The sequence below is a fragment of the Psychroserpens sp. genome, assembly GCF_034670085.1.
Lineage (GTDB): Bacteria > Bacteroidota > Bacteroidia > Flavobacteriales > Flavobacteriaceae > Psychroserpens.
Genome location: NZ_JAXMOD010000001.1, coordinates 261,611 through 274,125, shown reverse-complemented (window position 1 = coordinate 274,125; position 12,515 = coordinate 261,611). Strand labels below are relative to the sequence as shown.

The 12,515-nt window shown below is 32.0% G+C and carries 10 protein-coding genes; 8 read left to right on the top strand and 2 right to left on the bottom strand.

Going from position 1 to position 12,515, the window contains the following annotated elements; genetic code table 11:
* The first annotated feature begins 6 nt into the window (after positions 1 to 6).
* Complete coding sequence (locus VOI25_RS01160) at positions 7 to 2,382, top strand: GAF domain-containing protein (protein WP_323787050.1); 2,376 nt, start codon at positions 7 to 9, stop codon at positions 2,380 to 2,382.
* On the opposite strand, the gene VOI25_RS01155 is transcribed toward VOI25_RS01160, so the two are convergent.
* Positions 2,379 to 3,647, bottom strand: coding sequence for a Pycsar system effector family protein (locus tag VOI25_RS01155; RefSeq protein ID WP_323787049.1), 1,269 nt, complete (start codon positions 3,645 to 3,647; stop codon positions 2,379 to 2,381). The genes VOI25_RS01160 and VOI25_RS01155 overlap by 4 nt on opposite strands.
* 192 nt (positions 3,648 to 3,839) lie before the next feature.
* Here VOI25_RS01155 and msrB point away from each other — a divergent pair, with 192 nt between their 5' ends.
* The 7 genes from msrB to VOI25_RS01120 all read left to right on the top strand — a co-directional run bounded on the left by msrB (position 3,840) and on the right by VOI25_RS01120 (position 11,622).
* Entirely contained in the window at positions 3,840 to 4,301 is a 462-nt protein-coding gene (msrB, locus tag VOI25_RS01150; protein WP_323787048.1) for a peptide-methionine (R)-S-oxide reductase MsrB, read from the top strand.
* Positions 4,291 to 4,830 (top strand): peptide-methionine (S)-S-oxide reductase MsrA, encoded by a 540-nt coding sequence (gene msrA, locus VOI25_RS01145; RefSeq protein WP_323787047.1) that lies wholly within the window; start codon positions 4,291 to 4,293, stop codon positions 4,828 to 4,830. The genes msrB and msrA overlap by 11 nt, the downstream gene beginning before the upstream one ends.
* Positions 4,831 to 4,861: 31 nt before the next feature.
* Positions 4,862 to 5,353 (top strand): peroxiredoxin family protein, encoded by a 492-nt coding sequence (locus tag VOI25_RS01140; protein WP_323787046.1) that lies wholly within the window; start codon positions 4,862 to 4,864, stop codon positions 5,351 to 5,353.
* A gap of 37 nt (positions 5,354 to 5,390) precedes the next feature.
* Positions 5,391 to 5,639, top strand: coding sequence for a glutaredoxin domain-containing protein (locus tag VOI25_RS01135; RefSeq protein WP_323787045.1), 249 nt, complete (start codon positions 5,391 to 5,393; stop codon positions 5,637 to 5,639).
* On the top strand, positions 5,636 to 7,198 hold the full coding sequence (locus VOI25_RS01130; RefSeq protein ID WP_323787044.1) for a protein adenylyltransferase SelO: 1,563 nt from the start codon (positions 5,636 to 5,638) through the stop codon (positions 7,196 to 7,198). The genes VOI25_RS01135 and VOI25_RS01130 overlap by 4 nt, the downstream gene beginning before the upstream one ends.
* Before the next feature lie 75 nt (positions 7,199 to 7,273).
* A complete protein-coding gene (locus tag VOI25_RS01125; RefSeq protein WP_323787043.1) occupies positions 7,274 to 11,002 on the top strand; it encodes a metallophosphoesterase in 3,729 nt (1,242 codons plus the stop codon).
* 17 nt (positions 11,003 to 11,019) lie between these two features.
* Positions 11,020 to 11,622 (top strand): DUF2652 domain-containing protein, encoded by a 603-nt coding sequence (locus tag VOI25_RS01120; protein WP_323787042.1) that lies wholly within the window; start codon positions 11,020 to 11,022, stop codon positions 11,620 to 11,622.
* A gap of 10 nt (positions 11,623 to 11,632) precedes the next feature.
* Here VOI25_RS01120 and VOI25_RS01115 read toward each other — a convergent pair whose 3' ends face one another.
* On the bottom strand, positions 11,633 to 12,439 hold the full coding sequence (locus VOI25_RS01115) for a hypothetical protein (RefSeq protein WP_323787041.1): 807 nt from the start codon (positions 12,437 to 12,439) through the stop codon (positions 11,633 to 11,635).
* Positions 12,440 to 12,515 lie beyond the last annotated feature (76 nt).

The window sequence follows — 12,515 nt, the reverse complement described above, 5'->3', positions numbered from 1 at the left end:
GTTATTATGAAAGACATCAACGATAATCTAGTGTCACCTTTTAAACTCTTAGTTAGTTTTAACAAACTGCTTAAGCATTATGAGGCTTTAGCTGAAAGTGACGATGAATTTATTGCTGCTAAGGCGAAGCGTGTTTTAAAAACAGCTGATGCTTATCCAGTTCTTCGAGAAGGGTTTAGTGATATTTCAATCCTTAAAGAACGCGAAAAAGAAATTGGAATTATACTGCAAGATTCATTTAGTCCAGTGTTGTCTAAAAATGAAATTAAAACAGCATCTGTTCCTTTTCATAATCTTATTTTTAACTCTTCTGAGCGTTTCAAAAGTATTATACAAGAAGCAGGAGATGATTTCGAATTGAAGATAAAGAATATGCCTGAAGATGATAGGTATATAATCGCTTGTACTATTATTCTAGCATTTTGTTATGGATTTGAAATGAATTTCAAACGACCGTTTTATTACGAAATTCCGAATGCTAAAGGAATTATGCAATTTTATAAAATATTGTATAATGCCGATTTTACGGAAATTGTTCGGACTGAAAGCGCGCCAAAAATAACTCAAAATGATATCGATGAACTTTTAGATAATTTCGAAAATATTGAGTTATGGAAAGAGAAGTTTCCACAAGACAGCTATACATTTAAAGGATTTGTGATTTCTAATATTTTTAATGTTACTGATGACCAATCTATTTCAAATATAAAAACTGCTTTAATTGGTGAAGAGAAAAGACAAAGTGAAGGATTTATGGATGATTTTCATGAAATCTTCCGTTCGCTTTTAGGCTTAAAAGAAATTAAAGTCGGTTTTTCAATTTTTAATGAGGAAGAAAGTCGTTTTGAACGTGTTTATGGAACTGATATGAATAGTTTTTTGCTTCATGATTTAGAATCTAATTCTTGTTCAGGAACCTTATGTAGTAGGTCTTATAAAACCTTACTTCAAGATAAAAAATTCTACACTGTTTCAGATGTCGATAAATATTATGAGTTATCAAAAGGAAAAGCACCACAATATAAAACCCTTAAAAACCAAAATATAAAGAGCGCAATTTTAGCTCCTATTGCCAATGAAGAAGGATTAATGGGAATTCTTGAAATTGTTTCAGAAGAACCAAAAATTCTAAATAGTATTAATGCCAATAAATTAAATGATGTGATGCCATTTATTGTGTCGGCTGTTGAACGTTCTAAGAATGAAGAAAAGAATTTAATTGAAGCCATTATTCAAACGGAATGTACTTCAATTCATCCTAGTGTACATTGGCTATTTGAAAAAGAAGCGAAAAACTTTATTAAGGACAAGCTTAATGGTATTGAACCAAACTTTAATAAAATTGCATTCGAAAATATTTATCCATTATATGGACAAATTGATATCAAGGGATCTTCAGAAGCCAGAAATTCAGCAACAAGAGAAGATTTGACAATTCAATTAAATGCAATAAAATCTATCGTTGAAAATGCATTGAAAATAGAAAACTTGCCAATTTATGAGCAGTGTTTGTTTCAAATAAATAGTTATTTAGAAGGCTTAAAAGAGAATTTTCAAGTGGATAGTGAACAACAAATATCAGCTTTTATTAAGCACGATATTGATCCTGTTTTGCAACACCTTCAATCAATAGACGTATTAAAATCACAATTAGATTCTTATTTTGATAGTATTGATGATAAGGTTGAAGTCTTATACCATCACAGAAAAAACTACGATGATACCATTGCCTTAATCAACAAAGAAATGGCTTCACTTCTTGATAAAAAACAGGTTGAAGCTCAAGCAATGTATCCTCATTATTTTGAACGGTTTAAAACAGATGGTGTTGAACACAACATGTACATAGGTGAGTCTATTACCAAAGATGAAAGTTTTAATCCTATTTACTTATATAACTTAAGATTGTGGCAATTACAAGTGATGGTTGAAATGGAAAATGCATTTTATTTAATGCAATCTGAATTTCCAGTCCATCTTGATGTAGCTTCAATGATATTAGTGTTTAATCAACCCTTATCTATCAGTTTTAGAATGGATGAAAAACAATTTGATGTCGATGGCACTTATAATGCTCGATACGAAATTGTTAAAAAACGAGTTGATAAGGCTTATATCAAAGGTACTAAGGAACGTGTAACTCAAAAAGGTAAGATCAGCATTGTTTACTCACAAAAACAAGATGAAGTTGAATACTTGAGATATATTAAATTTTTACAATCTAAAAAGTATTTAGATGATGATGTAGAAATCGTTGAGTTGCAAGATTTACAGGCAGTAACTGGTCTAAAAGCGATTAGAGTAAGCGTACTGTATCACAAGGAAAACAATGATAAAGATTTTTATACTTATGATGATTTAATGAAAGAGATTAAATCTTAGACAGCATACAAATTTTTATGATCCTTCTTTTCTTGAATTAAATGGGTTTCAGAGTCTGGATCTAAAACCTCTTGAATATCTATTCCTGGATTATTTTTCACAGCAATACCAAAGGCTATTAAAGACACAATGATGCCTACCATAAAAACAGTATAGGTAATCCGAAGGATTCTGTATTTACGCTCTAATACCTTTCCTAGAAAATATAAATCCTTAGTTAACGCTTTATAAATGTAGTCTTTATCATTAACCATTTCTTGAATAGCCCATTCAAATTCTTCTAGTTTCATTTTATGAAAGTTTCCAAAGAAACTTAAATTTACCTTTTGGTTTTTTACATCTTCTTTTGTGAATTGGCCACTCGTAACATTAGGACGTGTAGCAATAATAGACATGACCATAGATATTACACTAAATAAGGTAAATATAACTGTTGGCCAAGTTAGATAAGGATTGGTATCTAATTTAGAAATTAAATTAGCCAAAACAACAGAAATTATAATAGCGTTTACAGAAAGTAAAATGTTGGCTTTTGTATCAGCAATATCACTTAGTTTTATATGATTTCTAAGCGCAACTCTATAAAATGTCTGAACACCACGCTCAGGACTGTCATTTTTATATTGTGCTTTGTATTTAGCTTTAATTTCTTCTTTCTTGAATTTTTGTTTTTGTTTTTTCTTTGCTTTGAAGAGTTTTGAAAGATTCTTGTCTTTAGTAGGTTGCCAATTTTTCAATGCATAATCAGTATAAAATTGATGCTTTTTAGCTAGTACTTTTATGTTTTCATTTCGCCATTCAGTTGGTGAATAGGTATTTATGTGTCTTAATTCGAGCTCTTTTCTTAAAAATTCGCTTGCTTCACTAAAATATTTTTTACCAAAATGGGACGCATCTGCATCTCTTATTATTTTCCCGAGTTTTGTTGTTGGTTCCTCCTTAAATTTTGTTTCCATAATGCATTTGCCAACAGACTCAATAATTGTCTTTTCGACATCTTGTTCTTTTAGGAATTTTGTGACAATTTCAACACTTTTCTCTTCATGATTATCTGCACCTTCAATATAACCAGTGTCATGAAAGAGAGCTGCTAATTCGAGAATTAAGGCATCTTCTTTTGATAATTCGGTGTTCTTAATAATTTCACGTATACTTTTTAATACACGTTCAGTATGTTTATAATTATGATACAAATAGGTTTGATCTAATTCGTTTTTCAATAATTCAAAAACAAACGTTTCAGCTTTAGCAATTAAAGTATCCATAAGAAGATTTGATTTTTAGTAAAAATACTAAACTTTAGTTAATGTAATATATGTGCTTTTATTTGTCGTAAATTTATAAAATGCTTTCATCAATCCATGAAAAGATAAATGGTGTAAGGAATTGAAACTTACATCGACTATTATTAAGTTGAAAGCATACAATATTAATTAAAAAAAGAAAGGACCTATTATATGCTTACTTGGAAAGAAGTGATTAACTTTTCCGTTAAGGGAAATCCTACTCCAAACAAACGAGTAGAAAAAACAGAAGCCGAATGGCAAGCTCAATTAACTCCAGAGCAATTTAGAATTACAAGACAAAAAGGAACAGAGCGACCACATAGTGGAGCTTTATGTAGTATTTATGATGAAGGTCAATACAACTGTATTTGTTGCAATACACCTTTATTCGATTCTACGATAAAGTTTAGTTCGGGTTCAGGTTGGCCGAGCTTTACTCAGCCTATTAAAGAAAATGCCATTAAATACGAAAGAGATACAGCATTCGGAATGGTTCGTGTCGAAGTTATGTGTAATACGTGTGATGGCCATTTAGGTCATGTATTTCCTGATGGTCCAGAACCAAGCGGATTGCGATATTGTATCAATTCAGAATCTATGCAGCTCGAAAAGGAGGTGACTAATGACAACTAGAAATTTACAAATTGCCACTTTAGGAGGTGGTTGTTTTTGGTGTACAGAAGCTGTGTTTCAAGAAGTAAAAGGTGTTAAAAAAGTAGTATCTGGATATTCTGGAGGAACTGTTCCTGGTCATCCAACGTATCGTGAGATTTGCTCAGGTTTAACTGGTCATGCCGAGGTCATTCAAGTAACTTTTGATGCTAATATCATCACTTTTGAAGATATTGTTGTCATTTTTATGACGACTCATGACCCAACAACTTTAAATCGTCAAGGTGCAGATCGTGGTACACAATATCGTTCAGTGATTTTTTATCATAATGAAGAGCAAAAAGAAAGTTCAGAAATTGTGGTTAAAGAACTTCAGCCGTATTATGAAAACCCAATTGTAACTGAAATTTCACCTTTAAAGGTGTTTTATGAGGCGACCAAAGAACATCAAAACTATTATAAAGAAAATCAATCTCAAGGCTACTGCAGTTTTGTGATTACTCCAAAATTAGCTAAGCTTCGTAAGCTGCATGCCGATAAATTGAAATAATCTTAATTAAGAAAAGGAAGGACAATTAAAAATGTCAAAACAAGTAGAAGAAAACAAAGCGTTTAAAGCACCTGAATTTAACGTCAACCAATGGATTGATGCCAACGGTAATAAATCTAATCCAATTAAACTATCAGACTTTAAAGGAAAATTTAAAATTGTGTATTGTTTTCAAAGTTGGTGTCCAGGTTGCCATAGCAAAGGATTACCAGATTTAAAGCAGATGGTAGAGACCTTAGAAGGAAATAATAACCTAGTTTTTTTAGCGATACAAACTGTTTTTGAAGGGCATCACGCTAACACCTATCAAAAAATGGTAGACACCCAAAAGCAATACCAGCTACAAATTCCATTTGGTCATGATGCTGGACATGATGGAAAGTCACGATCTATAATTATGGATAAATATCAAACAGGAGGAACACCTTGGTTTTTGTTTATTGATAAACATGATAATGTTGTGTTTAGTGATTTTCATATTAATCCTGATGCAGCAATAGATTTTTTAAAAACAATTAATTAGTTTTTAGAAAACCATTTAGGTTTAATAAACGTAGATAATGAAACTAGAAATCAAACTTTATGGCACCGAAAGGTGCCATAAAACACAATATTATAAAACCATTTTTGAAAACCGAAATCTTAATTATAAGTTTTACGATGTTGAGGAAAATTTAAATTTTGCTGAAGATTTGCGTAACTTATACAGCAATAGGAAACTCAATTTTCCAACTATAACTATTAATACTAAGCGATTGAGAAATCCGTCAGAAAAAGAGCTTTTAAAATGGCTAGATAAAAAAGAATGAATTTAAACTTCAAACATACTTTTACTGAAGAATTACCTTCAGATCCTATTTTAGAGAATTCGAGACGACAAGTAAAAGAAGCTTGTTTTTCCTATGTAAATCCTAGGCAAACAAATGCTCCAGAAATGCTCCACGTATCAAAAGAAATGGCCGTAAATTTAGGTATTTCAGCAAGTGATTTGTCTACTAAATCATTTGTAAATGTCTTTACTGGAAACCAACTTTTACCTAACACAAAACCCTATGCTATGTGCTATGGTGGACATCAATTTGGGCATTGGGCAGGACAATTAGGAGATGGTAGAGCTATTAATTTGTTTGAAATTGAGCATAATAATAGGCAATGGACAGTGCAACTTAAAGGTGCTGGAGAAACGCCATATTCAAGAACTGCAGATGGTTTAGCAGTTTTGCGTTCGTCTATTCGAGAATATTTATGCAGTGAAGCTATGTACCATTTAGGAGTACCAACTACTAGAGCTTTGTCTTTGGCTTTATCTGGAGATGAGGTCTTAAGAGATATGTTGTATGATGGTAATTCTGCTTACGAAAAAGGAGCAATAGTTTCTCGAATTTCACCTTCGTTTCTGCGATTCGGCAGTTATGAAATTTTTGCGGCTCGACAAGATCATAAAACATTAAAGATTTTAGTTGATTTTACGATAAAGCACCATTTCTCACATTTAGGAGTTCCTTCAAAAGAGACGTATATTAAGTTTTTTGCTGAAGTTTCAGAACGTACATTGCAAATGATTATTCACTGGCAACGTGTCGGTTTTGTTCATGGTGTGATGAATACAGATAATATGTCAATTTTAGGTTTAACCATAGATTATGGACCTTATGGCTGGCTGGAAGGTTTCGATTTTGGATGGACGCCAAACACAACCGATAGCCAACATAAAAGATACAGATTTGGAAACCAACCTAATATCGGACTTTGGAATTTATACCAACTAGCCAATGCTTTATATCCTTTAATTGAAGACACCGAACCTTTAGAAAATATATTAGAGCGTTATAAAACTGATTTTGAAACACAATCTGTGCAAATGATGAAATCAAAGTTAGGATTAGAAACTAGAGAGGAGAACGATCATTTACTAATTCAAGCTCTAGAAGATGCTTTGCAACTAACAGAAACTGATATGACTATCTTTTTCAGAAACTTAAGTAACTTTAAAAAAGGTGATGGTAAAAAAGGTTTAGACATTGTAAAAGATGCTTTTTATGTTTCAAATGAAGTATCTGATACTATTGCACAACAATGGCGAGATTGGTTTGGACGTTATGATTTTAGATTAGAAAAAGAATTGATTTCTGATACTGACCGGCAAGTAAAAATGAATAAAGTAAATCCAAAATATGTGCTCCGAAATTATATGGCTCAATTAGCAATTGATGACGCAGATAAAGGAGATTATAATTTAATTGATGAGTTGTTTCAATTACTAAAACAACCTTATAATGAACAACCAAATCATGAAAAATGGTTTGCTAAACGTCCAGATTGGGCTAGACATAAAGTAGGCTGTTCAATGTTATCTTGTAGTTCATGAAACACCTCTAAACTAAAAAATAGTTTTAGAATTAATATATTTAAGCTTAACACTAATAATAAAAAGTCTTTCCTAATGGAAAAACTTTTAAATAAAATTATGAAGAAACCTTTTAGGATAATTTCAATACTCGTAGCAATTGTATTCTTAAATGCTTGCGCTACTTATAAAGCTCAATATAAAGCAGAAGAAGATAAAACTGTTGAACTACCAAATAAAGAAATAGATAAAGTTTTTTATTTAATTGGTGATGCAGGTAAATCGCCTAATGGAGGAATGTCTAAAGCTTTAACAGCTTTTAATAATCATATCGAAAATAAGGACACAAAAGATGATTATACTATTTTTCTAGGAGATAATATTTATCCAGATGGTTTGCCTGCTAAAGGCAAAAAAGGTAGAGATGAAGCAGAGAATGCCCTCAATGGTCAAATAAAAGCAGTTAAAGGTTTTAAAGGAGAAGTTCTGTTTATTCCAGGTAATCACGACTGGTATGCAAAGGGACTTAAAGGCTTAAAACGGCAAGAAAAGTATATAGAAGATGCACTTGGTAAAAACACATTTCAACCAGAAAATGGTTGTCCGCTTGAAAGTATTGATGTAAGTGAATCTATTCAGTTAATTGCTATAGATACGCAATGGTATTTAGAGAATTGGAATGACAATCCAACAATAAATGATGAATGTGAAATCAAAACAAGAAATCGCTTTTTTGAAGAATTAGAAGGTGAGCTAAAAAAAGCACAGAATAAAACCATCATTTTAGCAATGCATCATCCTATGTATACCAATGGAGTACATGGTGGATATTATGCAGCAAAAAAACATTTATATCCAACGCAAAGTAAATTTCCAGTACCCGTTGTAGCTTCTTTAATTGCTCAAATTAGAACTCAAGGCGGTGTTTCAATTCAAGACCGATTTAATGAACGTTATAATCAATTAATGAAACGCTTAGAAACATTAGCATTTGATGCTAATAACCTGGTTTTTGTTTCAGGGCATGAGCATACACTTCAGTACATTGAAAACGAGAAAATCAAACAAATTGTTTCAGGTTCAGGTGCCAAAGAGTCTTTTGCCCAGTTAAGTAATAATGGTTTATTTTCTTATGGAAAACAAGGTTTTGCCGAATTAACAGTATTTAAAGATGGCAGCAGTTGGGTCACCATTTATGGAGAAGAGAATGGTCAACCTAAACGACTTTTCGCAAAAGAAGTATATGAACCAACTAAAGATTATGATGTTTCAGATTTACCTGAAAGTTTTCCGCAAGAAATTGAAGCATCAGTATATTCTAAAGAGGAAACTGATGTCTCTGGTTTTTTTGAATCTGTTTGGGGAAGCCATTATCGAGATTTATACAGTACAAAAATTAAGGTCAAAGTTGCAACCTTAGATACGTTGTATGGCGGATTAGAAGTGGTTAGAGCTGGAGGAGGACATCAAACAAGGTCACTCCGATTGAAAACTAAAGATGGTCGTCAACTTAATATGAGAGCGCTTCGTAAAAGTGCTACACAATATTTACAAACGGTTTTATTTAAAGACACATATATCCAAGACGAGTTTGAAAAAACGGCTATAGAAGGTTTAATTCAAGATTTTTATACAGCAGCACATCCTTATGCTTTTACTGTTGTTCCAGATTTATCTGACGCTGCAGAAATTTTTCATACCAATCCAAAGATTTACTTTATTCCAAAGCACAAGGAATTAGGGAAATATAATAATGATTATGGTGGAGAATTGTATATGATCGAAGAACGACCAGAAGATAATTATTCTAACGAAAGAAATTTTGGCTTTGCTGATGATATTGAAAGCACTCATGATATTATTGAGAAAATTAGAGAAGATGAAAAGTATAAAATTGATGAAAATGCTTATGTGAGAGCACGTTTATTTGATATGCTAATTGGAGATTGGGATCGTCATCAAGATCAATGGCGTTGGGCACAATTTGACCAAGAAAATGGTGATAAATGGTTTCGACCAATTCCAAGAGACCGAGATCAAGTATTTTCAAACTTTGATGGAGCGTTATTAGATGTAATGCGAATCATTTCAGGATCTACAAAGCAATTGCAAGTGTATGATGATGAGCTCAAAGATATTGAATGGATGAATGCAGCAGGTGTAAAACTAGACCGTATAATGGTACAGCAAGCAACCAAAGAAAAATGGCTAGAACATGCTCAATTTTTACAAGAGAATATTACAGATGAGGTTATAGAAAAAGCGTTTTCAAAAGTACCTAAAGAAGTGCAAGACGAAACCTTAGATGAAATAAAGAAAAATTTAAAAGGAAGACGATCAAACCTTCTAGATATTGCTAAAAGATATTATGAGTTTTTGAATGAATTAGTAATTTTAACAGGTACTGATAAGGATGACTATATTGAAGTAATAAGAATTGGTGATAATGAAACACATGTTAAAATATCACGAATTATTGATGGAAAAAAAGGTGAAGTAATCGTCGATAAAGTTTTTCATAAGGATGTCACCAAAGAACTCTGGATATATGGATTAGATGATAAAGACATTTTTGAAGTTACTGGAAAAGCCAATAATCTTATTTTTACGAGGCTCATTGGAGGCCAAGAAAATGATACTTATATTATTAAATCTGGTCGAAGAGTTAAAGTTTATGATCATCAAAGTAAACAAAATACTATACAAGAAAACAATGGAGGTACAATAAGATTAACAGATGTATATACCCTTAATCTTTTTGATTTTCAGAAGCATATTGTAAATACTAGTGTGATTACACCTGCCATTGGTTTTAATCCTGATGACGGCATGTCATTGGGCTTTCAATTTGTAAAAACTAAGAATGGTTTTCAAAGAAATCCATACTCACAACAACACCGCTTTAAAGGAGGTTATTTTTTTGCTACTAGTGGATTTTCTCTTGCTTACGATGGTGAATTTGCCAATATAATGAATAATTGGAACTTGCATGTTGGAGGTCGATTTACTTCTGAAAACTTTACGAATAATTTCTTTGGTTATGGAAATGAAACAATTAATAATGATGATAAACTTGACCTAGATTTTAACAGGGTTAAGACAAGTATTTACATGGCAAAAGCTGGAATCCTCAAGAAAGGAAACTTCGGTAGTGATTATGGATTTAGAGCCATTGTTGAAGCCATTGAAATCGATAATACACCTGATCGATTTATTGCTGAGTTCGCAATGCCTTTCGAAGATTTCTACAGTAGGAGAATCTTCGGAGCGCTTGAAGCAGAATATAAGTACGCTAGTTTTGATGATAAGTTAAATCCAACTCGCGGAATGACATTCCTTATTAATGCTGGTGGAAAAACCGAATTTGAAGAAACAAAAAACACCTATGGTTATCTTAATACGGATTTAGGCTTTTATAATGCCTTAAGTCGAAATCGAAAGTTGGTATTAAAAACAGATGCTAGATTACAAGTAAGAGTTGGAGATGACTTAGTTTTTTATCAAGCAGCAAACATTGGAGGCCAAAATGGATTAAGAGGATATCGTACGGAACGATTTACTGGGAAAAATTCATTTGTTGGGAGCGCAGATTTGCGTTACAGTTTTAATTCGTTTAAAACGAATACATTACCTTTGCAAATTGGTGTTTTTGGTGGATTTGATGTTGGTAGAGTATGGCTGAAAGGGGATTTTTCAAATAAATGGCATAACGATTATGGTGGAGGTTTTTGGATTACGGCTGCAGATAGCCTTTCAGGAACCTTCAACTTATTTAATAGCACTGAAGGTTTAAGGTTTTCTTTTGGGTTTGGTTTAAATTTTTAATACATAAAGATAGTACGATGGCACTTCACAATCCAACATTAATTTGCATACCAGATATTAGTGGATTTACTCGTTTTATGAGTGATACAAACATAGAATTAAGTGCTAAAGTCATTCCAGCACTTTTAAATGAGATTATTTACGCCAACGAAATTGGTTTGAGAGTTTCCGAAATTGAAGGCGATGCAATTTTGTTTTTTAAAAAAGGAGAGCTGCCTCCTTTTAAAGACTTAATAAATCAATGCAAGTCATTTTTCACTCAATTCTATCAACAGTTAGATGCATTATCTAAGAAATATAGTAAAGAGAAAGGAGTCAGTAATGTACCTCAATTAGGATTGAAAATAATCCTCCATTTTGGAGATAATGTAGAATCTGTCCAAATAGGTAATCGCATCAAACTCATGGGAGAAGATGTTATTGTTGCTCATCGTCTTTTAAAGAATGATATTAAGGAAGACGAATATTTATTAATTTCAGAACAGTTATTAAATCAATATCAAGATGAGGTAATTGAAAGGAATTTTGGTTGGGGAGAACTACAAGATGACGAAGAGAGATACAAACATCTAGGTGAAATTAATTACAGCTATGTGAAAATGACAAAGTTATTAGAGTAAATAGATTTATTTATTTTAAATCAAAACGGTAAATATATCCGCCTTCATTTTTGTTTTTTTCATCCGAAATAAGAACTTGGTTGTCCATAACTAGATTTATTCCTTCTTTTTGAGTGTCATGACCAAACTCTAAAGCATCTATTTTTCCGCTAAAAAAATCATCACTTTGGTAACCTGATAACTTCCATACTTTATCATGATTAAGCAAAACTACAGTCCTGCCGTCCTCACTAATATCGGCTGAAGTCACCTTAGTATGTTTGCCCTTAAGTTTAACTTTCGAAATGTAACGTGCTACATGATTGCCAATTTTGTTAGGGACTTTAATGAGTTCACATTTTTTATGGTCTTTACTGAAAATATAAAAGAAATCATTATACAAAAAGAACGATTCAAAATCTACCGAATCCATGTCTTCTGGTAGTGTAAAATTAATTACGCTTGCATGTGTAGAAGATGTTGCATTTTCAGCATTATCAACTTTGTAAATAGTAAAACTTGTTCTTTTTTCATTGTTATTGCCGAAATCACCTATGTAAATATTGCCTTCATAATCTGATGCCAAATCTTCCCAGTCAATATTTTCTGAGTTGTTAATTTTAATATCCTTTACAATATCTCCTTCAAGGTTTAATCCATATAAATGGTTCGTATTTCCTGCATCTTGTATGACCCATAACACATCCGAACCCTTAATTTTTTCTATAGCAGATGTTTCTTTTAAGCTAGAAGAAATGTCCGCTAAAACATCAAGATTTCCTGTTTTGCAAGACATGAAAAATAGACCGATTAAAATATGTTTTATATATGTTTTCATAGTACGAAATATAACATAGTTATCGTAAAACTAAAATTTTAAATCTTAAACTAAATATAAAGTTCACTTTTTTGGA